At 60.3% G+C, this 22,841-nt stretch carries 19 protein-coding genes and 1 tRNA gene; 7 read left to right on the plus strand and 13 right to left on the minus strand.

What is annotated here, in order from left to right; genetic code table 11:
* The first annotated feature begins 2 nt into the window (after window positions 1-2).
* From ybgF to nadA, 5 genes are all read left to right on the plus strand, one after another.
* Window positions 3-836, plus strand: a complete 834-nt coding sequence (gene ybgF, locus KW840_RS01605) for a tol-pal system protein YbgF (protein ID WP_057713519.1) — start codon at window positions 3-5, stop codon at window positions 834-836.
* A gap of 166 nt (window positions 837-1,002) precedes the next feature.
* Window positions 1,003-1,650: a 7-carboxy-7-deazaguanine synthase QueE gene (gene queE / locus KW840_RS01610; RefSeq protein WP_007995628.1), complete on the plus strand. Its 648-nt coding sequence runs from the start codon at window positions 1,003-1,005 to the stop codon at window positions 1,648-1,650.
* Between the two features lies 1 nt (window position 1,651).
* The gene (queC, locus tag KW840_RS01615; RefSeq protein ID WP_090457445.1) at window positions 1,652-2,344 is read left to right on the plus strand and encodes a 7-cyano-7-deazaguanine synthase QueC; all 693 of its coding nucleotides are present in this window, start codon (window positions 1,652-1,654) and stop codon (window positions 2,342-2,344) included.
* Between the two features lie 63 nt (window positions 2,345-2,407).
* Window positions 2,408-2,483 (plus strand) — tRNA-Lys (locus KW840_RS01620).
* Between the two features lie 270 nt (window positions 2,484-2,753).
* Window positions 2,754-3,812 (plus strand): quinolinate synthase NadA, encoded by a 1,059-nt coding sequence (gene nadA / locus KW840_RS01625; RefSeq protein ID WP_007995624.1) that lies wholly within the window; start codon window positions 2,754-2,756, stop codon window positions 3,810-3,812.
* A gap of 136 nt (window positions 3,813-3,948) precedes the next feature.
* Here nadA and KW840_RS01630 read toward each other — a convergent pair whose 3' ends face one another.
* The 12 genes from KW840_RS01630 to arcD (KW840_RS01685) all read right to left on the minus strand — a co-directional run bounded on the left by KW840_RS01630 (window position 3,949) and on the right by arcD (KW840_RS01685) (window position 18,650).
* Entirely contained in the window at window positions 3,949-4,437 is a 489-nt protein-coding gene (locus tag KW840_RS01630; RefSeq protein WP_057713522.1) for an RDD family protein, read from the minus strand.
* 94 nt (window positions 4,438-4,531) lie between these two features.
* Window positions 4,532-4,744, minus strand: coding sequence for a cold-shock protein (locus KW840_RS01635; RefSeq protein ID WP_007977299.1), 213 nt, complete (start codon window positions 4,742-4,744; stop codon window positions 4,532-4,534).
* A gap of 402 nt (window positions 4,745-5,146) precedes the next feature.
* Window positions 5,147-6,271 (minus strand): glycine cleavage system aminomethyltransferase GcvT, encoded by a 1,125-nt coding sequence (gcvT, locus tag KW840_RS01640; RefSeq protein WP_057713523.1) that lies wholly within the window; start codon window positions 6,269-6,271, stop codon window positions 5,147-5,149.
* 36 nt (window positions 6,272-6,307) lie between these two features.
* Window positions 6,308-7,684, minus strand: a complete 1,377-nt coding sequence (locus KW840_RS01645) for an L-serine ammonia-lyase (RefSeq protein ID WP_102670349.1) — start codon at window positions 7,682-7,684, stop codon at window positions 6,308-6,310.
* Between the two features lie 215 nt (window positions 7,685-7,899).
* On the minus strand, window positions 7,900-10,752 hold the full coding sequence (gene gcvP / locus KW840_RS01650) for an aminomethyl-transferring glycine dehydrogenase (RefSeq protein WP_218494291.1): 2,853 nt from the start codon (window positions 10,750-10,752) through the stop codon (window positions 7,900-7,902).
* An 11-nt stretch (window positions 10,753-10,763) separates the two neighbouring features.
* Window positions 10,764-11,147: a glycine cleavage system protein GcvH gene (gcvH, locus tag KW840_RS01655; protein WP_007996035.1), complete on the minus strand. Its 384-nt coding sequence runs from the start codon at window positions 11,145-11,147 to the stop codon at window positions 10,764-10,766.
* 432 nt (window positions 11,148-11,579) lie between these two features.
* Window positions 11,580-13,088 carry a sigma-54-dependent transcriptional regulator gene (locus KW840_RS01660; protein ID WP_102670347.1) on the minus strand — a complete coding sequence of 503 codons (1,509 nt, stop codon included), beginning with the start codon at window positions 13,086-13,088 and terminating at the stop codon, window positions 11,580-11,582.
* A 218-nt stretch (window positions 13,089-13,306) separates the two neighbouring features.
* Window positions 13,307-13,669 carry a DUF5064 family protein gene (locus KW840_RS01665; RefSeq protein ID WP_090457435.1) on the minus strand — a complete coding sequence of 121 codons (363 nt, stop codon included), beginning with the start codon at window positions 13,667-13,669 and terminating at the stop codon, window positions 13,307-13,309.
* A 63-nt stretch (window positions 13,670-13,732) separates the two neighbouring features.
* On the minus strand, window positions 13,733-14,662 hold the full coding sequence (arcC, locus tag KW840_RS01670) for a carbamate kinase (RefSeq protein ID WP_057713528.1): 930 nt from the start codon (window positions 14,660-14,662) through the stop codon (window positions 13,733-13,735).
* A 184-nt stretch (window positions 14,663-14,846) separates the two neighbouring features.
* Window positions 14,847-15,857: an ornithine carbamoyltransferase gene (locus tag KW840_RS01675; protein ID WP_057713529.1), complete on the minus strand. Its 1,011-nt coding sequence runs from the start codon at window positions 15,855-15,857 to the stop codon at window positions 14,847-14,849.
* A gap of 74 nt (window positions 15,858-15,931) precedes the next feature.
* A complete protein-coding gene (gene arcA, locus KW840_RS01680) occupies window positions 15,932-17,188 on the minus strand; it encodes an arginine deiminase (RefSeq protein WP_218494292.1) in 1,257 nt (418 codons plus the stop codon).
* A 34-nt stretch (window positions 17,189-17,222) separates the two neighbouring features.
* The gene (gene arcD / locus KW840_RS01685) at window positions 17,223-18,650 is read right to left on the minus strand and encodes an arginine-ornithine antiporter (protein WP_218494293.1); all 1,428 of its coding nucleotides are present in this window, start codon (window positions 18,648-18,650) and stop codon (window positions 17,223-17,225) included.
* A gap of 444 nt (window positions 18,651-19,094) precedes the next feature.
* Here arcD (KW840_RS01685) and arcD (KW840_RS01690) point away from each other — a divergent pair, with 444 nt between their 5' ends.
* Both arcD (KW840_RS01690) and KW840_RS01695 read left to right on the plus strand, forming a co-directional pair.
* Entirely contained in the window at window positions 19,095-20,522 is a 1,428-nt protein-coding gene (arcD, locus tag KW840_RS01690; protein ID WP_218494294.1) for an arginine-ornithine antiporter, read from the plus strand.
* Window positions 20,519-21,382, plus strand: a complete 864-nt coding sequence (locus KW840_RS01695; RefSeq protein ID WP_218494295.1) for an AlkA N-terminal domain-containing protein — start codon at window positions 20,519-20,521, stop codon at window positions 21,380-21,382. The genes arcD (KW840_RS01690) and KW840_RS01695 overlap by 4 nt, the downstream gene beginning before the upstream one ends.
* 68 nt (window positions 21,383-21,450) lie before the next feature.
* Here KW840_RS01695 and KW840_RS01700 read toward each other — a convergent pair whose 3' ends face one another.
* Window positions 21,451-22,800 (minus strand): CoA transferase, encoded by a 1,350-nt coding sequence (locus KW840_RS01700; protein ID WP_218494296.1) that lies wholly within the window; start codon window positions 22,798-22,800, stop codon window positions 21,451-21,453.
* Window positions 22,801-22,841 lie beyond the last annotated feature (41 nt).

Consider the following 22,841-nt stretch of genomic DNA (forward strand, 5'->3'; position numbering starts at 1 on the left):
TCATGCGAACGTGCCGTCGTGCTGTAACTGTTCTGGCTCTCAGCCTCGCGCCGCTTGCGGTGTGGGCTGCGGTTCCTGTGGTCGATAACGACTCCGGCTATAACAATAGCGGGAGCAGTTATCCGCCTGCAGGTTACGGTACGAACGGCGCCTATGCCGGGGGAGGGGTTTCGGCCCCTGTCTCGGCACAGGGCGAGCTGTTCAACCAACTGCAATCAATGCAGCAACAGATCGAGCGCCAGCAAGGTGCGATTGAAGTTCTGCAAAATGATGTAGCGCGCATGAAGCAGGAAAACCTGGAGCGATATCAGGATCTTGATCGGCGCATAGGAACCGGCGTTGCACCAGCCGCGACTCCTGAAAATTCTTCCACCGGTGGCGATTTGAACGCCCCCGGTGCAGCAGCTGGTGCAGGGGCAGCTGCCGCCCAGGCACCGGCCGCAGGTAGCGAACCGGCGGATCCGGCGAAGGAAAAGCTCTACTACGATGCTGCCTTCGACCTGATCAAAGCCAAGGATTTCGACAAGGCCAGTCAGGCTTTTGCCGCATTCCTGCGCAAATACCCGAACAGCCAGTACGCGGGCAACGCCCAATACTGGTTGGGCGAAGTGAACCTGGCCAAAGGCGATCTGCAAGGCGCAGGTCAGGCATTTGCCAAGGTTTCGCAGTTGTATCCCAAGCACGCCAAAGTGCCGGACTCGCTGTACAAGCTCGCTGATGTAGAGCGCCGCTTGGGGCATACCGACCGAGTCAAAGGCATTCTGCAGCAGGTGGTTTCCCAATATCCGGGCACTTCCGCCGCTCAGTTGGCCCAGCGCGATCTGCAAAAAATGTAAGCCTGCTTGACCCGTTTCAAAGAAACCCGCGCTTGTCGCGGGTTTTTTCGTTAGAATTCACGCCCTTTTTATGAAACACGCTTTTGGGGGCCTGCGCTTTGCCGGGGTTCCTTCAAGTGCCTGACGGAGGCGGACAGCCTGTTTAGCTGTTACGCCCGTGGCGACTATGCAAGACACATTGAGAATCACCGAAGTTTTCTACTCGTTGCAGGGTGAAACGCGGACTGCCGGCCTGCCCACTGTTTTTGTGCGCCTGACCGGTTGCCCTCTGCGTTGCCAATACTGCGACAGCGCCTACGCGTTCACCGGCGGGACCATTCGCACGCTCGACGACATCCTCGAGCAGGTCGCAGGATTTCGCCCGCGTTACGTCTGCGTCACGGGCGGCGAGCCCCTGGCACAGCCCAACGCCATTCCCTTGCTTAAGCGCTTGTGTGACGCTGGTTACGAAGTGTCACTGGAAACCAGTGGCTCCATCGATATCTCGGCAGTAGATTCCCGGGTCAGTCGCGTTGTCGACCTGAAAACCCCGGGTTCGAAGGAAGCACACCGCAACCGCTACGAAAACATCGAGCTGCTCACGCCCAACGATCAGGTGAAGTTTGTCATCTGCTCGCGAGAGGACTATGACTGGTCCGTTTCCAAGCTGATCCAATACGGTCTGGACCAGCGTGCCGGTGAGGTTCTGTTCTCGCCAAGTCACCATGATCTCAATGCCCGGGATCTGGCGGACTGGGTGGTGGCGGACAACCTGCCAGTGCGTTTGCAATTGCAGCTGCATAAATATCTATGGAATGACGAGCCGGGGCGCTGAAATGACTGAACAACTCAATACTGCTGAAAAACGTGCGGTCATCCTGCTGTCCGGTGGCCTGGACTCGGCGACCGTCGTGGCCATGGCTCGCGCCGAAGGCTACAGCTGCTACACCATGAGCTTCGACTACGGCCAGCGCTCTCACGCCGAACTGTACGCCGCCGAGCGTGTGGCGCGGGACCTGGGTGTGGTCGAGCACAAGGTGATCGGCCTGAACCTGAACGGCATGGGCGGCTCGGCCCTGACCGACAGCAGCATCGATATTCCAGAGGAGCTCGGTGAAGGCATTCCCGTGACTTACGTGCCTGCGCGTAACACGGTGTTCCTGTCCCTGGCCCTGGGCTGGGCAGAAGTACTCGGCGCACGGGACATCTTCATCGGTGTCAACGCCGTGGATTACTCCGGTTACCCGGACTGCCGTCCCGAGTTCATCGAGTCGTTCGAGCGCATGGCCAACCTGGCAACCAAAGCCGGTGTTGAAGGCAATGGCTTCCGTATTCAGGCACCGCTGCAAAACCTCAGCAAGGCGCAGATCGTCCAGGCGGGCGTGAAGCTTGGCGTGAACTACGGGCTGACCGTTTCCTGCTATCAGGCCGACGATGAAGGCCGTGCGTGCGGCAAGTGCGACAGCTGCCGACTGCGTGCGGAAGGCTTTGCAGCGGCCGGAATCAGCGATCCAACCCCTTATTTTTGATTTATTTCAAAATAGGTGTTGAATAGTCCTTAAAAATCAGTATTATACGCGCCACCACACAGCGGGTCGTTAGCTCAGTTGGTAGAGCAGTTGGCTTTTAACCAATTGGTCGTAGGTTCGAATCCCACACGACCCACCATTTTTGGCGGTTTAGAAAATCCGGAAGGCCCACGCAAGTGAGGATTTCCGGGTTTTTTTTTGCCCGCGATTCAGGTCCGCCTCGTTGCGGGCTGCTGCCCATGACGCAGATCAGAATCACCTTTTGCATCCATCGGATATTCTGTAGCCTTGCGCAGCTTCAACGCTGTCCGTGCCTGATGAATACTCACTTTCCCGGCGGTACCCCGTAGGGTCCGGAGCCGGGTGTATACTCGACTTTCGCGCGAATGCGCCTGCAGGTCTTGCGAACATGACGCAAATTTCCGAACGCCTTCTGGTTCAAGCCCACCTCGACGCCAAACAGCCCAAGCCGCTGACTGCCGATGAAGAGGCTTATTACCGTGCTGCCATCGCTGCCGAGCTCAAGGCTCAGGACGCGGTGCTGGTGGCCCACTTCTATTGTGACCCTGTCATTCAGGCGCTGGCCGAAGAGACGGGCGGTTGTGTTTCCGACTCGCTGGAAATGGCCCGTTTCGGCAACGCCCATCCGGCCAAGACCGTGGTCGTCGCCGGCGTGAAGTTCATGGGTGAGACTGCCAAGATCCTCAACCCGGAAAAACGCGTGCTGATGCCTACGCTCGAAGCGACCTGTTCGCTCGACCTGGGTTGCCCTGTGGACGAGTTTTCCGCGTTCTGCGATCAACACCCGGAGCGCACGGTGGTGGTGTACGCCAACACTTCGGCTGCGGTAAAGGCCCGAGCGGATTGGGTGGTGACTTCAAGCTGTGCGCTGGAGATCGTCGAAAGCCTGATGGACAACGGCGAGACCATCATCTGGGGCCCGGACAAGCACCTGGGGACCTACATCCAGCGCCAGACCGGTGCCGACATGCTGCTGTGGGACGGTGCCTGCATCGTTCACGAAGAGTTCAAGTCCAAGCAGCTTGAAGACATGAAGGCGCTGTACCCGGATGCGGCGATTCTGGTGCACCCGGAGTCGCCGACCTCGGTGATCGAACTGGCGGACGCCGTGGGCTCCACCAGTCAGTTGATCGCGGCGGCACAGAGCCTGCCGAACAAGACGCTGATCGTTGCGACCGACCGCGGCATTTTCTACAAGATGCAGCAGTTGTGCCCGGACAAGGTCTTTATCGAAGCCCCAACGGCGGGTAACGGCGCGGCGTGCCGCAGTTGTGCACATTGCCCGTGGATGGCCATGAACACCCTTGAGCGCACGCTCAAGGCGTTGAAGGAAGGGGCGAACGAGATCTTTGTCGATCCGGCACTGATCCCGCAGGCGATCCGGCCGCTCAAGCGCATGCTCGATTTCACCCAAGCGGCGCGGATGAAGCTGGCCGGTAACGCCTGAGATCTTTCAACCAGGCCCAAAAAAACTGTGGGAGCGAGCTTGCTCGCGATAGCGGTGTATCAGTCACCATTGAAGTTGACTGACACCACGCCATCGCGAGCAAGCTCGCTCCCACAGTGGTTTCTGCGTCGGGAAATTATTTGGTCTTCTTCGGAATCCGCACCAGTTCGGTATTGGAGTAGATGTCATGCCAGCTGCGTTTCTGTTTGTCGAACAGCGACCAGAAGAATCCCAGGCCAACACACAGCAACGAAGCAATCGACACCACAAAGCGCAGCAGCGCCTGCCACAGGCTGATGGACGAGCCATCGGCATTCTGTACGCGGATGCACCAGACCTGCATGCCCAGGGTCTGACCGGACCAGGTCCAGAATTTGGCGAAGAAGCCGAACAGTACGAACAGCAGGACCGTGGAGAGCAGGGGATCGCCGTCCAGCGCCCCGGCTTCGGTAAGGGTGCGCATCCTTTCTTCGCCGATGATCGCCATCTGGATCATCTTGTAGATGCCGCTGGTGACGATCAGCAGGGCGGTGCACAACAGGAAATCATAGAACATGGCTGCCAGGCGACGACCCAGGCCAGCGGCAGGAAAGTCGCCCTGGGGGGTAAGCAGGTGTTTCGACATGGCAGGCTCTCGGCGAAAAAGAAGCCATTTTACGGATTTACGCGCACAAAAAAGCCCCTGATGTCAGCATCAGGGGCTTTTTCGTTACAGAAGATTAGGCTTCTGCTTGTACTTCGTCAGCCTGCATGCCTTTCTGGCCCTGCACGGCGATGAAAGTCACTTTCTGGCCTTCTTTCAGGCTCTTGAAGCCGTTGCCCTGGATGGCGCGGAAATGCACGAACAGATCCGGACCGCTTTCAGGAGTGATAAAACCAAAACCTTTCTCGTCGTTAAACCACTTGACGGTACCGCTCTGACGTTGGGACATTTCTTATTTCCTTTGACGCAAAAATTAATGACAGTCTCCTTCTCATGAAAGAGTACTGGGGCTGGTTGCAGGAGAGTAAGAAGACGTCGAACGGGATGTAGCTAACTTGTAGGCTACTGCCCAGGTCACGATTCCAAGCGACCCATGCAAACACAGTGAACAAACTCTACGCCAACTACGGGAGAAAAAACAAGCCCCGTGTAGGCCCCGTATTTCCTCAGGTTGATGGCAAAGTAAGTCCACTAGTGGGGCCTTATTCACTAACCTTGTTCAATTGTTTTCGATCGTTATAAGCAAAGTTCATAATCGAAGCTTATAGCCAAACAATGCACTATTTTATGGCGGTTGCGTTACACATTAGTGCGCCGTTAACGCAACCGCGTTACTTATAGGAACATTCAATCAGCCGCGATAGTAGCGTTGTGGAACAAATGGCATTTTGCTTACAAGCAAAGGCACCTTTTTCCCACGAACGATCGCCCAGACCGGTGTGTCCAGTGCGATGTAAGCGCTGTCGACGTAACCCATGGCTAGCGGGCCGCCCAGGGTTGGCCCGAAACCACCGCTGCAGACGCTGCCGATGATGTCGCCGGCTTCGTTGACGATCTCGGCGCCTTCGCGCACGGGTGTACGTTCCTGTGGTAGCAGACCTACACGTTTGCGGCTCACGCCTGCCTGTTGCTGGGCGAATACGGTTTCGGCGCCTGGGAAGCCGCCGGCCCGTGCGCCATCAGCGCGACGTGGCTTGGAGATCGCCCACAGCAGGCTCGCTTCGATCGGGGTGGTGTCGGTGTTCATGTCGTGGCCGTACAGGCACAAACCCGCTTCCAGGCGCAGGGAGTCGCGGGCGCCCAGGCCGATGGCGGCCACTTCGGCTTCAGCGAGCAGGGCTCGAGCCAGGGCTTCGGCGTTGGTGGCGGGTACGGAAATTTCGAAACCGTCTTCACCGGTGTAACCCGAACGGCTGACAAAGCAGTCCACGCCCAGCAGCTTCACGCGGGCGAACTGCATGAAAGTCATCTTCGCCACTTCGGGGGCCAGACGTGCAAGCACGGTCACTGCAGCCGGGCCTTGCAGGGCGAGCAGGGCGCGCTCTTCGAACAGCGGTTCGATCGTGCACTGGTCGCCAATGTGCTTGCGCAGGTGTGCCAGGTCCTGGTCCTTGCAGGCGGCGTTGACCACCAGGAACAGTTCGTCATTACCCAGGTTGGCGACCATCAGGTCATCGAGGATGCCGCCCGTCGCATTGGTGAACATCGCGTAGCGTTGCATGCCCACTGGCAGGTCGATGATGTCCACAGGCACCAGGGTTTCCAGGGCCTTGGCGGCATTGGCGCCGGTCAGGCGAATCTGGCCCATGTGCGAGACATCGAACAACCCCGCCTGGTCGCGGGTGTGCTGGTGTTCTTTCATCACGCCCAGCGGGTACTGCACGGGCATATCGTAGCCGGCGAAGGGCACCATGCGGGCGCCGAGTTCGATGTGCAGTGCGTGCAACGGAGTTTTCAACAGTTGTTCGGTGGACATATTCAGCTCCTGAAAAAGGGTGCAGATGAGCGCGCATCAGCACTCGATAATGTTGACCGCCAAACCGCCACGGGCGGTTTCCTTGTATTTGCTTTTCATGTCGGCGCCGGTCTGGCGCATGGTGCGGATGACCTTGTCGAGGGAGACGAAGTGTTGTCCATCGCCGCGCAGCGCCATGCGCACCGCATTGATGGCCTTGACCGAGCCCATGGCGTTGCGCTCGATGCAAGGCACTTGCACCAGCCCGCCAATCGGGTCGCAGGTCAGTCCGAGGTTGTGTTCCATGCCGATTTCCGCGGCGTTTTCCACTTGCTGCACGCTGCCGCCGAGTACTTCGCACAAGGCACCGGCGGCCATCGAGCAGGCGACGCCGACTTCACCCTGACAGCCGACTTCGGCGCCGGAGATCGAGGCGTTTTCCTTGTACAGAATGCCGATGGCTGCGGCAGTGAGCAGAAAGCGCACCACGCCGTCGTCATTCGCGCCGGGGATGAAGCGCATGTAGTAATGCAGCACCGCCGGAATGATCCCGGCCGCGCCGTTGGTCGGTGCCGTGACCACGCGCCCGCCATTGGCGTTTTCTTCGTTGACCGCCAGCGCGTAGAGGTTGACCCAGTCCAGCACCGACAGGGGATCGCGCAACGACGATTCCGGGTTCTTGCACAATTGCCGATGCAGTGCGGCGGCCCGGCGCTTGACCTTCAGCCCACCGGGCAGGATGCCTTCATTGCGGCATCCGGCGGCGACGCAGTCCTGCATCACTTGCCAGATTTTCAGCAGGCCGGCGCGGGTTTCCGCTTCCGGACGCCAGGCGCTTTCGTTGGTCAACATCACTTGGCTGATGGACAGCCCGTATTTGACGCAATGACCGAGAAGATCCTTGGCGCTTTTGAACGGAAAGGTCAGGGGTGTGGCGTCTTCGACGATGCGGTCGGCGCCGGCGGCGTCCTCATCGACCACAAAACCGCCGCCGACCGAGTAGTACTCGCGGCTGCGGATCTGCAGGCCCGCGGCGTCGAAGGCGCGGAAAATCATGCCGTTGGGGTGATAGGCCAACGGTTTGCGAATCATCGCCAGGTGTTCTTTCTCGTTGAACGCAATGCTGTGTTCGCCGAGCAGGTTCAAGCGGCCGTTGCCGCGAATCTCTTGCAGGCGCGCGGCGACGGTCTCTGTATCCACGGTGTCCGGGTGTTCGCCTTCCAGGCCGAGCAGCACAGCCTTGTCACTGCCGTGGCCCTTGCCGGTGGCACCGAGCGAACCATACAGCTCGACTTTGACGCAGGCGGTGGCTTCAAGCAGGTTTTCGCGGCGCAAACCTTCGGCGAAGCGCGCAGCGGCACGCATCGGGCCGACGGTGTGGGAACTGGAGGGGCCGATGCCAATCTTGAACAGGTCGAACACGCTTAACGACATGGTGGTTCTCCGGTTTCTTGTTATAGGAATTCACGGAACATAAGACTTGGCACAGATCCCTGTGGGAGCGAGCTTGCTCCGGGCGGCGTTCCGACGATGACGGACTGACATTCACCAGAGATGTTGATTGAAAGACCGCTATCGCGAGCAAGCTCGCTCCCACAGATGTGGTGTTCCTGCAAAAAGGGGGCGGGATCAACCGCCCCCTCATTGGTTTAAGCGTAGCTTTCGATCGACGGGCAGGCGCAGACCAGGTTGCGGTCGCCGAACACGTTGTCGACGCGACCGACCGGTGGCCAGTACTTGCCTTCGATCAGCGACGCAACCGGGTAAACCGCTTGTTCACGGCTGTACGGGTGCGACCACTCGCCAACCAGTTCCTTGGCGGTGTGCGGCGCGTTCTTCAGCGGGTTGTCGTCCTTGTCCAGCGTGCCATTTTCCACTGCGCGGATTTCTTCGCGGATGCGGATCATGGCGTCGCAGAAGCGGTCCAGTTCTTCCTTGGATTCGCTTTCGGTCGGCTCGATCATCAGCGTGCCTGCCACCGGGAACGACATGGTCGGCGCGTGGAAGCCGAAGTCGATCAGACGCTTGGCGACGTCATCGACACTGATGCCGCTGCTGTCTTTCAGTGGACGCAGGTCGAGGATGCACTCGTGCGCCACCAGGCCGTTGCTGCCGGTGTACAGCACTGGATAGTGCTCTTCCAGGCGACGGGAGATGTAGTTGGCATTGAGGATCGCCAGCTGCGAAGCACGCTTGAGGCCCGCGCCACCCATCATACGAATGTACATCCAGGTGATCGGCAGGATGCTCGCGCTGCCGAACGGTGCCGCGCAAACGGCGCCTTCCTTGCGCTCCATCTGTGCGTGGCCCGGCAGGAATGGCGCCAGGTGCGACTTCACGCCGATCGGGCCGACGCCCGGGCCGCCACCACCGTGGGGAATGCAGAAGGTCTTGTGCAGGTTCAGGTGCGAAACGTCGCCGCCGAACTTGCCCGGGGCACAGAGGCCGACCATGGCGTTCATGTTGGCGCCGTCGATGTACACCTGGCCGCCGTTGTCATGAATGATGCCGCAGATTTCGCGGATCCCTTCTTCGAACACGCCGTGGGTCGACGGGTAGGTGATCATCAGCGCGGCGAGGTGTTCGCGGTGCTCGATGGCCTTGGCGCGCAGGTCTTCGATGTCGACGTTGCCTCGGGCGTCGCACGCGGTGACGACCACGCGCATGCCGGCCATTTGTGCGGTGGCCGGGTTAGTGCCGTGGGCCGACGACGGGATCAGGCAGATGTCGCGACGGTCTTCGCCACGGCTCTGGTGGTAGGCACGGATCGCCAGCAGACCTGCGTATTCACCCTGGGAGCCGGCGTTCGGTTGCAGGGACACCGAGTCATAACCGGTGGCAGCGCAGAGCATCGCTTCCAGCTCGTCGGTCAGTTGCTGGTAGCCAGCGCTTTGCTCGGCCGGGGCGAACGGGTGCAGGGCACCGAACTCGGCCCAGGTCACCGGGATCATTTCGCTGGCGGCGTTGAGTTTCATGGTGCACGAACCCAGCGGGATCATGGTGCGGTCCAGCGCCAGGTCCTTGTCCGCCAGTTTGCGCAGGTAGCGCATCAGCTCGGTTTCCGAGTGATAGCGGTTGAACACCGGGTGGCTGAGGATCGGTGACTGACGCACCAGCGTGGCCGGGATGGCGCTCTGCACCGAGGCGGCGAGGGCGGCGAAGTCCGGCAGGGCCTTGCCGTCGGACAGCAGGCTCCACAGGGTTTCAACGTCGGCCTGAGTGGTGGTTTCGTCCAGGGACAGGCCCAGGCGCTCACCATCGACCACGCGCAGATTGATGCGCTGGGCGTGTGCCTTGTCGTGCAGGGCGGCGGTTTGCGCGCCGGCCTTCACCGTCAGGGTGTCGAAGAAGCTCGCCTGCTCGACGCTCAGGCCCAGTGCGCTCAAGCCTTTGGCCAGGATTGCAGTCAGGTGATGCACGCGATTGGCGATTTGCGTCAGGCCTTTTGGACCGTGGTACACGGCATACATGCTGGCGATGTTGGCCAGCAGTACTTGCGCGGTGCAGATGTTGCTGGTGGCTTTCTCGCGACGGATGTGTTGCTCGCGGGTCTGCATGGCCAGGCGCAGGGCCGGGTTGCCGAAACGGTCTACGGAAACACCGACCAGACGGCCCGGCATGTCACGCTTAAATGCGTCCTTGGTGGAGAAGTACGCCGCGTGTGGGCCACCGAAGCCCAGCGGCACGCCGAAGCGTTGTGCGCTGCCGATGGCCACGTCGGCGCCGAATTCGCCCGGCGCGGTCAGCACGGTCAGGGCCAGTAGGTCCGCAGCCACGGCGACGAGGGCGTTGGCAGCGTGGAAGCGCTCGGTCAGCTCGCGGTAATCGAACACATCACCGTTGCTCGCCGGGTATTGCAGCAGCGCGCCGAAGAATGGCGTCACGTCGCTCAGTTCACGCTCGTCACCCACCACCACGTCGATGCCCAAAGGCTCGGCACGGGTGCGCAGTACGTCGAGGGTTTGCGGGTGGCAATGCACGGAAGCGAAGAAGGCGTGGCTGCCTTTGTTCTTGCTCAGGCGTTTGCAGAAGGTCATGGCTTCGGCAGCGGCGGTGGCTTCGTCGAGTAGCGAGGCGTTGGCGATCGGCAGGCCGGTGAGGTCGCTGATCAGGGTCTGGAAGTTCAGCAGCGCTTCGAGACGGCCTTGGGAAATTTCTGGCTGGTACGGGGTGTAGGCGGTGTACCAGGCCGGGTTTTCCAGCAGGTTGCGCAGGATCGGCGACGGCGTGTGGGTGCCGTAGTAACCCTGGCCGATGAAGGTCTTGAACAGCTGGTTTTTAGTCGCGATGGACTTGATCAAGGCCAGGGCATCGGCTTCGCTCAAGCCGTCCTCCAGGCCGAGGACACTGGTGCCCTTGATGCTGTCGGGAATCACGCTGGCGCTCAGGGCTTCCAGGGAGTCGAAACCGAGGCTGTTGAGCATGGCTTGCTCGTCACCGGCGCGCGGGCCGATGTGACGGGCGATGAATTCGTTGGCGGTAGTCAAATTGATCTGGGTCATGTCGGTGCTCCTCAGGCTTCGGCTTGGGCTTTGATCAGGCGGTCGTAGGCGTCCTGATCCAGCAGTTGGCCGACAGCGGCGGCGTCGCTTGGTTTGAAACGGAAGAACCAGCCTTCGCCCAGCGGATCTTCGTTGACCAGTTCCGGGCTGCTGTCGAGCGCCGGGTTCACTTCCAGCACTTCGCCGTCCAGCGGCATGTATACGCCGCTTGCAGCCTTTACCGATTCCACGGTGGCGGCTTCGGCGCCTTTGTCGTAGGACTGCAGCTCAGGCAGTTGAACGAAAACCACGTCGCCCAGGGCGTTCTGTGCGAAAGCGGTGATGCCGACCGTGACGCTGCCGTCAGCTTCGGTGCGCAGCCATTCGTGATCTTCAGTAAAACGCAACTCGCTCATGGAAACTCCTAAGGGGCCAGACTCGTCTGGTGGACGCGATTGAAGGCTTGGGCAATGCCCAGGTTATGGAGGACTACATAGCAAGAACGCGGCCAACGTTGTTTTTATTGTTATTGATCAATGATTTAGGTGGTTTCGACAAACGCTGAAATTCACTCGTTGTAGCGAAATCGATACGGTATATGTCAAGGATAAAAGCCGAGGTGGATCAAAGCCTTGCACAGCCGTGATCGGAGAGGGGTGTAGCGATATCGTTCCGCTGTAGCGCTTTCAGTACAGGTGGAAGTCGTTTTTGGCGCGGTTTCGCACCGGACACAAAACCTGTGGGAGCGAGCTTGCTCGCGATGAGGGAGTATCAGCCGACACAAACGTTGAATGTAATACCGCCATCGCGAGCAAGCTCGCTCCCACAGGTTTGTTCGGTGTCAGGCCTCAGGCCTTGCTCGGAATCCCGTACTTGCGCAACCGATGGGCAATTGCCGTGTGGGAGGTTTGCAGACGGGTCGCGAGTTGCCGGGTCGAGGGGTAGCTGGCGTAGAGTTTTTCCAGCAGGGTTTTCTCGAACTCGTCCATGGCCTGTTCCAGGCTGTCGACGTCATGATCGCCCTGGCGGGCTACCGAGGTGCCGGCGATGTCGAGGTCGCCGATGTCCACCAGGCTGCTTTCGCAGATCGCCGCGGCGCGGAAGATCACGTTCTGCAATTGCCGCACGTTGCCTGGCCAGCGGTTGCCCAGCAGCGCCGGATAAGTGCCCGGCGCCAGGCGACAGATCGGTCGCTGGATCTGCGCACAGGCCTGCTGCATGAAGTAGCGGGCCAGCAGCAGAATGTCCTGGCCGCGCTCGCGCAGGGGCGGCACTTCGACGTTGAGGACGTTGAGGCGATAGAACAGGTCCTCGCGGAACAGGCCTTCGCTGACCATTTTTTCCAGGTCGCGGTGGGTGGCGCTGAGGATCCGTACGTTGACCTTGACCTCTCTGTCACCGCCGACCCGGCGAAAACTGCCGTCGTTGAGGAAACGCAGCAATTTGGCTTGCAAGTACGGCGACATCTCGCCGATTTCATCGAGAAACACCGTGCCCTGGTTGGCCAGTTCCATTAAACCGGGTTTGCCGCCCCGTTGTGCGCCGGTGAAGGCGCCGGGGGCGTAGCCGAACAGTTCACTTTCGGCGAGGTTCTCCGGCAATGCCGCGCAGTTCAACGCCAGAAAGGGGGAACTGTGCCGGGCGCTGATGGCATGGCAGGCGCGGGCCACCAGTTCCTTGCCGGTGCCGGTTTCGCCCTGGATCAGCAACGGTGCATCGAGGGCCGCCACCCGCTGGGCGCGCGCCTTGAGGGTGCGGATCACCGGGGACTCGCCGAGCAGGGCATCGAAACCTTCGGCGTGGTCATGGTGCAGCGCGGAAAGGCGTTCGCCGATGCGGTTCGGTTGGTACAGGGTCAGCAGGGCGCCGGCGTCGGTAATCGGTGTGGCGTCGAGCAATAGGGTCTGGCCGTTGACGGTGATTTCCCGCAGCGGCAGGCGAAAGCCGTGTTCGAGCAGGGCGTCGAGCAAGGCCGGGTCGGCAAACAGGTCGGCCACGCTTTCACCGTCCGGTTCGCGGCCGTACAGGGCGATCAGGGCCGGGTTGGCCAGCAGCACCTTGCCGTCGCTGTCCAGTGCCAGTACCGGGTCGGTCATGGCTGCGAGCAAGGCGTCGAGCTGCAGGTGTCGGCGCTGTCCGGGCAGGATGTCGACCACCGTCACCGCTTGCACGCCTCGCACGCTGAACAGGGCATCGCGCAATTCCTCGAGGACTTGCGGGCTCAGCGTCGGGGCGTCGATATAAACATTGGGCGGGACCATTTCCACCGCATCCAGGTTCAGATTGCGCCCGCCGAGCAGGGCCAGGACTTCCTGGGTGATACCGACGCGGTCGATGAAGCTGACGTGGATACGCATGGGGCGGTCTTGGGTTCTGCAGTGCGAAGGGTGGCAAGTATGCCTTGGGGCGGGCTAATGGTGAAATCCTGCGCGGACTTCGATTGGGCGAACGCCCCCTGTGGGAGCGAGCTTGCTCGCGATGGCAGTGTGTCAGTCAACATCAATGGTGGATGACAGGCCGCTATCGCGAGCAAGCTCGCTCCCACAGGGATCGGTGGTGTTCACAGAGTCCGGGGTTATTCCAGATGCTCGGGTTTGACCGGGTCGCCCGATTTCATGTTCAGTTGTACCCGCACGTCCTCGAACATGGCGTCGTAATGCTTGTGGATCGAACCGATGTTGCTATGGGTTTTCGGGATGCCGTGCTTCTCGGCAATCTTGGTGACGTTGCTGGCGAAGTTGTAGGCCATGTCCTTGGGCAGGAAGAACGTCTCGCTCATGTCCTTGCCCTGGATGCTGCCGTGCATCTTGAACTGCATCCCTTTGCCTTCCTTGGGATCCTGGGCGACTTCATAGTCGATGCAGATGTTGTAGCTGACGTCATCCTTGTTCAGCGCGTGTCGCTCGATGTGCAGGTGACCCGGCTCGAACGTTGCCATTGTTGACTCTCCTTCAAAAGATCTTGAATCAGGGCCGGCCCCAGGCCTGCCCCGCCGTTTCGTTTACTGATAGCTGATGCCCGGTGTCGCCGTACTGATGCGCGTACCGGCCTTGCCCTGGACGATCGCTTCGATGTCCGAGAGCGAGCCGATCACTGCGACTTTCCCAGTATGGCGCGCGAATTCGCAGGCTGCCTGCACCTTCGGTCCCATGGAGCCGGCGGCGAAGCCGAGTTTTTCCATTTCGTCGGGGTGGGCCTGGGCGATGGCTTTCTGCGTGGGTTTGCCAAAGTCGATGAAGGCGGCGTTGACGTCGGTAGCGATCACCAGCAGATCGGCTTCAAGCTGTTCGGCCAGCAGCGCCGAGCACAGGTCCTTGTCGATGACCGCTTCGACGCCCTCGAGTTTGCCGGGCGAGGTATACATGGTCGGAATGCCGCCACCGCCGGCGCAGATCACGATGCTGCTTTTTTCCAGCAGCCATTTGATCGGACGGATTTCGAAGATGCGTTTCGGTTTCGGGCTGGCGACCACGCGACGGTATTTGTCGCCGTCCGGGGCAATGGCCCAGCCTTTCTCGGCGGCGAGTGCTTCGGCCTCTTCCTTGGTATAGACAGGGCCGATGGGTTTGGTCGGGTTCTTGAAGGCCGGGTCATTGGCATCGACTTCGACCTGGGTCAGCAAGGTCGCGAAGGGCACTTCGAAGTCCAGCAGATTGCCCAGTTCCTGTTCGATGATGTAGCCGATCATGCCTTCGGTTTCGGCACCGAGCACGTCCAGCGGATAAGGCGAAACCGAGGTGTAGGCCGCCGCCTGCAATGACAGCAGGCCGACTTGAGGGCCATTGCCGTGGGCAATGACCAGTTGGTTGCCGGGATGGATCTTGGCGATCTGTTCGGTGGCGATCCGGATGTTGGCGCGCTGGTTGTCAGCGGTCATGGGTTCGCCCCGGCGGAGCAGGGCATTACCGCCAAGAGCTACGACGATACGCATGGTGCTAGTCCTTCTAAAAGAGAAGTAAGCGGGCGACTCGGTCTGTCGATGGAACCCGATCCTGTGGGAGCGAGCTTGCTCGCGATGGGATCGCCTCGGTCTGTCAGATGCACCGCGGCGCTGCCATCGCAGGCAAGCCAGCTCCCACATTGATCGTGTTCCGTCAGTGGGAGTCAGTCAGCCGTTATAGATCAGCCAGCGTCGACACCAGAATCGCCTTGATGGTGTGCATGCGGTTTTCCGCTTGCTCGAAGGCGATGCAGGCCGGCGACTCGAACACGTCATCGGTCACTTCGATGCCGTTGCTCAGGTACGGGTACTGCTCGGCAATCTGCTTGCCGACTTTGGTATCACAGTTGTGGAACGCCGGCAGGCAGTGCATGAACTTGGTGCGCGGGTTGCCGGTGGCTTTCATCAGTTCGGCGTTGACCTGGTACGGCAGCAGTTGCTGGATGCGTTCGGCCCAGGCTTCGACCGGCTCGCCCATCGACACCCACACATCGGTATGGATGAAGTCCACGCCCTTGACCGCCGCTTTCGGGTCTTCGGTGAGAGTAATGCGCGCACCGCTTTCTTCGCCGTACTGTTTGCAGCGCGCCACCAGGTCGTCCGCCGGCCACAGGGCTTTTGGCGCACAGATGCGCACGTCCATGCCGAGCTTGGCGCCGATCAGCAGCAGCGAGTTGCCCATGTTGTTGCGTGCATCGCCCAGGTAGGCGTAGCTGATCTCGTGGATCGGCTTGTCGGCGTGCTCACGCATGGTCAGCACGTCGGCGATCATTTGCGTCGGGTGATATTCGTCGGTCAAGCCGTTGAACACCGGTACGCCGGCGAACTTGGCCAGTTCCTCGACGATTTCCTGCTTGAAACCACGGTACTCGATGGCGTCATACATGCGCCCGAGCACGCGGGCGGTGTCCTTCATGCTTTCCTTGTGGCCGATCTGCGAGGAGTTCGGGTCGATGTAGGTGACGTTGGCGCCCTGGTCATAGGCTGCAACTTCAAACGCGCAGCGGGTGCGGGTCGAGGTTTTTTCGAAGATCAGCGCGATGTTGTTGCCCTTGAGATGCTGCTGTTCGGTGCCGGTGTACTTGGCACGCTTGAGGTCGCGGGACAGGTCGAGCAGGTAGCGCAATTCGCGAGGGGTGTGGTGTTCCAGGCTCAGCAGATTGCGGTTATGGATATTGAACGCCATTTTGGATCTCCTAAGGTGTCGGTAATCCCCTTGGCCTGCGCATGCCCTTGGGCAGCGCGAGCCAAGGCAATAGGTTAGTAGTCAATCGGGTCGCGGATGATCGGGCAGGTCATGCAATGGCCGCCGCCCCGTCCCCGGCCGAGTTCGCCGGCGCTGATGGTGATCACTTCCACACCGGCCTTGCGCAGCAGGGTGTTGGTGTAGGTATTGCGGTCGTAGCCGATGACCACGCCTGGCTCCACGGCCACTACGTTGTTGCCGTCGTCCCATTGCTCGCGTTCGGCGGCGAAGCTGTTGCCGCCGGTTTCCACCACGCGCAACGCTTTGAGGTTCAGGGCCTGGGCCACGGTGTCGAGGAAGCTGGTTTCTTCGCGGCGAATATCGATGCCGCCCGCCTTGCTTTCATCAGGGCGCAGGGTGAAGGCGACAATCTGGTTCACCACTTCCGGGAAGATCGTGACGAGGTCGCGATCGCAGAAGCTGAAGACGGTGTCCAGGTGCATCGCCGCGCGGGATTTCGGCAGGCCGGCGACGATCACTTTCTCCACGGCTTTGTTTTTGAACAGGTTCACCGCCAGTTGGGCAATGGCCTGGCGCGACGAGCGTTCACCCATGCCGATCAAGACCACGCCGTTGCCGATCGGCATCACATCACCTCCCTCAAGGGTGGAGTTACCGTGGTCCAGGTCCGGGTCGCCGTACCAGATCTCGAAATCTGCTTTGTTGAACTCGGGGTGGAATTTGTAGATGGCGGTGGTCAGCAGGGTTTCCTGACGACGTGCCGGCCAGTACATCGGGTTGAGGGTGACGCCACCGTAAATCCAGCAGGTGGTGTCGCGGGTGAACTGGGTGTTGGGCAGCGGTGGCAGGATGAAGCTGGAGTTGCCGAGGAAGTCGCGGAACATCTCGATGGCCTTGCCACCGAAACTGGTGGGCAAATCGTCGCCCGAGACGCCGCCGATCAGGAACTCGGCGATGTGACGCGGTTCCAGGCTGCGCAGCCACGAAGAGGTTTCATTGATCAGGCCAAGGCCCACCGAGTTGGCGGTGACCTTGCGCTCCAGAATCCAGTCCAGGGCTTCGGGGATGGCGACGATGTCGGTCAGCAGGTTGTGCATTTCCAGCACATCGATGTTGCGTTCGCGCATCTTGGTAACGAAGTCGAAGTGGTCGCGCTTGGCCTGGGCCACCCACAGCACATCATCGAACAGCAGTTCATCGCAGTTGTTCGGGGTCAGCCGCTGATGGGCCAGGCCTGGGGAGCAAACCATGACTTTGCGCAGTTTGCCGGCCTCGGAATGGACGCCGTACTTAACTTTTTCCGTGGTCATTACAGTGATCCTCCAGATGACAAAAACAGGGGGTTTACAGAGTCAGGAAGCCGTCATAGAGACCGTAGGCTGCCACCATGGCGCCGACGACCACCGTAGCGAAAATCAGCTTCTCGACGTTGGTGAAAACCGGTTTGTTGATTTCCAGCTTGGCCTTGGCGAACAAGATCACACCGGGGGCGTAGAGCAGGGCGGACAGCAGCAGGTACTTGATGCCGCCGGCGTACAACAGCCAGACCGCGTAGATCAGGGCCACGGCGCCGATGATGAGATCCTTCTGCCGCTCGCCCGGGGCGCCTTCGTAGCTTTCGCCGCGCACCGCCAGCAGCAAGGCGTAGGCTGCCGACCACAGGTAAGGCACCAGGATCATCGAGGTGGCGAGGTAGATCAGCGACAGGTAAGTGCTGGCCGAGAACAGCGTGATGATCAGGAAAACCTGCACCATGGCGTTGGTCAGCCACAGGGCGTTGACCGGTACATGGTTGGCGTTTTCCTTGCGCAGAAACTCCGGCATGGTGTGGTCCTTGGCGGCGGCGAACATGATCTCCGCGCACAGCAGCACCCACGACAGCAACGCCCCCAGCAACGAGATGATCAAACCGACGCTGATCAGCACCGCACCCCAGTGACCGACCACGTGCTCCAGCACGGCGGCCATCGACGGATTCTGCAGTTTGGCCAGTTCCGGCTGGGTCATGATCCCCAGCGACAGCACGTTGACCAGGACCAAAAACAGCAGCACGGTGACGAAGCCGATCACGGTGGCCTTACCCACGTCGCTGCGTTTTTCCGCCCGGGCCGAAAAGATGCTCGCGCCTTCGATGCCGATGAACACCCACACGGTGACCAGCATCATCTTGCGCACCTGGTCCATCACGCTGCCCAGGTCCGGGTTCTTCAGGCCCCAGATGTCGGCGGTGAAGATGTCCAGTTTGAAGGCGAACAACGCAATCAACATGAACAGCAGCAGCGGCACGATCTTGGCGACAGTGGTCACCAGGTTGATGAACGCTGCTTCCTTTATTCCTCGCAGTACGAGGAAATGTACGCCCCACAGCAGCACCGAGGCGCCGATCACGGCAGCGGGGGTATTCCCCTCCCCAAATATCGGAAAGAAGTAGCCGAGGGTGCTGAACAAAAGTACGAAGTACCCCACGTTGCCCAGCCAGGCACTGATCCAGTACCCCCAGGCGGACGAGAAGCCCATGTAGTCGCCGAACCCGGCCTTGGCGTAGGCGTAAACCCCGCCATCAAGATCGGGTTTGCGGTTGGCCAGGGTCTGGAACACGAACGCCAGGGTCAACATGCCGACGGCGGTGATCGCCCAACCGATCAGAATGGCGCCGACATCCGCGCTGGCCGCCATGTTTTGTGGCAAGGAAAATATCCCGCCACCAATCATCGAACCCACGACTAACGCAACCAGCGCGCCGAGTTTCAGTTTTCCGGGAGCTTCAGACATTGCATGACTCCAATGCAGGAGAAGAGAGGCAACAGACTAATTCCGTTGACTGCTCAATCAGCTGACTTAGATCACTAAATGAGAGCGTTCCCAGTTTGTTGGCGGAGTGCCATCATTTACAGTGTTTCTGTCTGTAAAGCCTGTTCTAGAGCCTTTTGCAGTTTGTTTTAGCACTTTTTGTATTTGTTTCGAATTATGACGCTAGTTGGGGTTTCCGAATTTGCAAGTTTTGTTCATGGGTTTTTTGTACAGGGTCGATGTATTAAAAGTGCGTATAAAACAAATGAATATATCGGTGCCAAAATAGCCATTTTGTGCAAGTAAATAAGAGGCTGGTTGGCGTTATCCAATAAACGTTATTACTCTTCATCAGTTTAGTTAGCGCCCGTTATCTGACGATCTCGTGGCCGTTGCCGCCCACCAACGAAAAATGGAGATGCAACGATGTCGCAATCACCGAACAAGCTTCGCCTGAGCGCGCTGATCGCGCTGGTGGTGGGGTCGATGATCGGCGGCGGGATTTTTTCCCTGCCGCAGAACATGGCGGCCAGGGCCGATGCCGGGGCGATCCTGATCGGTTGGGCAATCACCGCCGTCGGCATGTTGACCCTGGCGTTCGTGTTCCAGACCCTGGCCAATCGCAAGCCGGAGCTGGACTCCGGGGTGTACGCCTATGCCAAGGCCGGGTTCGGCGATTACATGGGTTTTTCTTCGGCCTGGGGCTACTGGATCAGCGCCTGGCTGGGCAACGTCGGCTACTTCGTGCTGCTGTTCAGCACCCTCGGTTATTTCGTTCCGGTGTTTGGCGAAGGCAACACGCCGATTGCCATCGTCTGCGCTTCGGTGCTGCTCTGGACCGTGCATTTTGTGGTGATGCGCGGGATCAAGGAGGCGGCGTTCATCAATCAAGTGACCACCGTGGCCAAGATCGTGCCGCTGATCATGTTCATCGTGATCGCCGCCGTGGCGTTCAAGGCGGATATCTTCACCGCCGACATCTGGGGGCGCAACAACCCGGAATTCGGCAGCGTGATGGATCAGGTTCGGCACATGATGCTGGTGACCGTGTTCGTGTTCATCGGTATCGAGGGGGCCAGTGTCTATTCGGCCCGGGCGGAGAAACGTTCTGACGTGGGCCGGGCGACGGTGATCGGGTTCATTGGGGTATTGGCACTGCTGGTGCTGGTGAACGTGCTGTCGCTGGGCATCATGACCCAGCCGCAACTGGCGAAACTGCAGAACCCCTCGCTGGCGGCAGTGCTTGAACATATCGTCGGCCCCTGGGGGGCGTTGCTGATCAGCGTCGGCCTGGCGATCTCGCTGTTGGGGGCTTTGTTGTCCTGGGCGTTGCTGTGCGCCGAAATCCTGTTCGCCACGGCGAAAGACAAGACCATGCCGGCATTCCTGACCAAGGAAAACGCCAACCATGTGCCGGTCAATGCGATGTGGCTGACCAACTCGATGATCCAGTTGTTCCTGCTGATCACCCTGTTCTCCGCCGGCACCTACACCAGCCTGATTTACCTGGCGTCCTCGATGATTCTGGTGCCGTACCTGTGGTCGGCGGCCTATGCGGTGTTGTTGTGCGCACGGGGTGAAACCTATCAACAGGCACCCGCCGAGCGGGTCAAGGACCTGCTCATTGGTGGCATCGCTCTGGGCTACGCGGTGTGGTTGCTGTATGCCGGCGGCCTGAAGTATTTGCTGCTGTCGGCGCTGCTGTATGCGCCGGGTGTGATCCTGTTCGCCAAGGCTCGTAATGAGCAGGGCAAGCCACTGTTCACGGTTGTCGAGAAAGGTATTTTCACCTGTGTCATCGGTGGTGCGGGGCTGGCGGCTTACGGGTTGTACAGCGGGTTGCTCAGTCTGTGAGGTTGTTGCTGGCGTACCAGCCGCCCTATGACTGGCCGGCGCTCCTGGGGTTCTTGTCGGCGCGGGCGATCGTGGGCCTGGAAAGGGTGGTCGGGGGTGTGTACTCGCGCAGCATCGACCTGGATGGCGTTCACGGTACGTTTTCGATCCAGCCTGCTACATCCGATGCACTTGAGCTGACCCTGGACTTTCCGGAGGCTGCGGCCGTGCCTGAGATCGTTGCGCGAGTGCGGCGAATGTTCGACCTGGATGCCGACCTGTCCACGATTCACCGACGCCTGGCGGTTGATCCGCTGATGGCGCGGTTGATTGCCGAACGCCCGGGCCTGCGCGTACCCGGGACGTGGGACGGGCTGGAGCTGGCGATTCGCGCGGTACTGGGGCAGCAGATTACGGTGGCGGCGGCGATCCGCCTGGCGGGGAAACTGGTAGCGCAGTACGGAACGCCATTGAGTTCAGCGTTACCGGGATTGACCCATGTTTTTCCCCGGGCCAGCGTTTTGGCAGGCGCAGATCTGGCGGCGCTGGGCATGCCGAAAAGCCGAGGCCGGACCTTGTCGGGGGTGGCTCAGGCACTGCTCGATGATCCGCGATTGTTTGAGCCCGGCCGGGAGGGGGGCGTAGCGCGGTTGCTGGCGTTGTACGGGATTGGTGACTGGACGGCGCAATACATTGCCTTGCGACAGTTGCGGGAGATGGATGGGTTTCCCAATGGTGATGTCGGGCTGATCAATGCGTTGGCGGCGCTGGAGGGGGGGCCGGTGACAGCCAGGCAACTGTTGCAGCGGGCTGAAGGGTGGCGGCCGTATCGAGGGTATGCGGCGCAGGTGTTGTGGACTTCCTTGAGTCGGGCGGACTGAGCTGATCCGGGATTTGTGCTGCTGTTTCTGGCGCTATCGCGAGCAAGCTCGCGATGGCGATATGACTGTCACCCCCACTGTGCAGGATGTGAACCCAGTTCAGTCGCGGGCAAGGTCCATTGCAGAGGCGTTCCTGTGATCTTCAGAGGCGCCTGCAACCGATGCGCCGGCCCCCAGGGTGTCTGCTCCACCATCAACCCCTGATCCTGCTCATCTTCCGCACGTAACGCTTCACTCGTCCCCGCCCCATGCTCGATCAACAACCTCGCCGTACGCGCCAACGACAATCGCGCCGAACCCCCGATACTGTCGCTCAACCGCTGCGCCAACAACCGGATCGCACTGGCCGCCATCAGATACCCGGTGGCGTGATCGAGGGCCTGCACCGGCAATGGCGTCGGTTTGTCCGACTGCTTCCAGCGCATGCCCGCTTCGGCAATGCCACTGCTCATCTGCACCAGGCTGTCGAAGCCCCGCCGATTTTGCCAGGGGCCGCTCCAGCCATAGGCGTTTAGACAAACATCGATCAGGTCCGGGTTCAGTTGCCGGCGCTCACTCATGCCCAGTCCAAGTCGTTCCAGTGCATCGGCACGATAACCATGAAGCAGAATGTCGGCGTCCTTGAGTAGGCATTCGAATACGGCGCGGTCGGACTTGTCGTTCAGATCAAGACGCGCGCAGCGTTTTCCCAAGGTGACTTCCGGCACCACTCCAGGTTCGTTCCAGGTCGGCGGATCGATGCGCAGGACATCGGCGCCCAGGCCTGCCAGAAAGCGACTGGCGATGGGGCCGGCCAGTACCCGGGTCAAGTCCAGCACCTTGATGCCAGCCAGTGGACGAGCCACTGAACCTGACCACGGTTGGCGGCTCTGGCTTGGGTTGTTGGCGAATTGAATCAAGGGTTCGACGTTTACCGCCTGGCCTTGAGGATGGACCTGCCATTGTTCCCAGGTGCGCATTTCGGCGGCACAGCCACCGGCATCGACCACAGCCTGCTCCAGATCGTTTTTCGCCCACCGAGCCACTTTGTCGGCCATCGCTGCGCGGTCGGTACAGGCACCGAGCACGCTTTCGGCAGCGGCGCGGTGATGGGGCGCGTTGGTGTGCAGGCGAATCCAGCCATCGCGGGTGGCGTAGTCACCCGCGATCGGGTCCCACAACGGCGGAACGCTCCAGCCAAGCGGGCGAATCGAGGTTGCGAACCAGAATGACGCCAGGCGTCGGTCAACTTCAAGGTCGGGCAGGCGCCCGGTTTGTTGGTGCAGCAGTTCGCTGGCAGCCTGGCCGGCGACGGCCATGCTGACGCAGGCCAGATCAGTGACGGCAAACGCCGAGGGCAAGGCGCCACTGGACGTGAATGGAATCGGGGTGTGAGGCAAACCGAGTGCGGCTTGAATGGACGTGAGCAGATCAGTCATTGAAGAGCCCTCCGGAGCGAGAGCCCGATCATAGATCAAAA

This window comes from Pseudomonas sp. PDM30, from assembly GCF_019218985.1.
Taxonomy (GTDB): domain Bacteria; phylum Pseudomonadota; class Gammaproteobacteria; order Pseudomonadales; family Pseudomonadaceae; genus Aquipseudomonas; species Aquipseudomonas jessenii.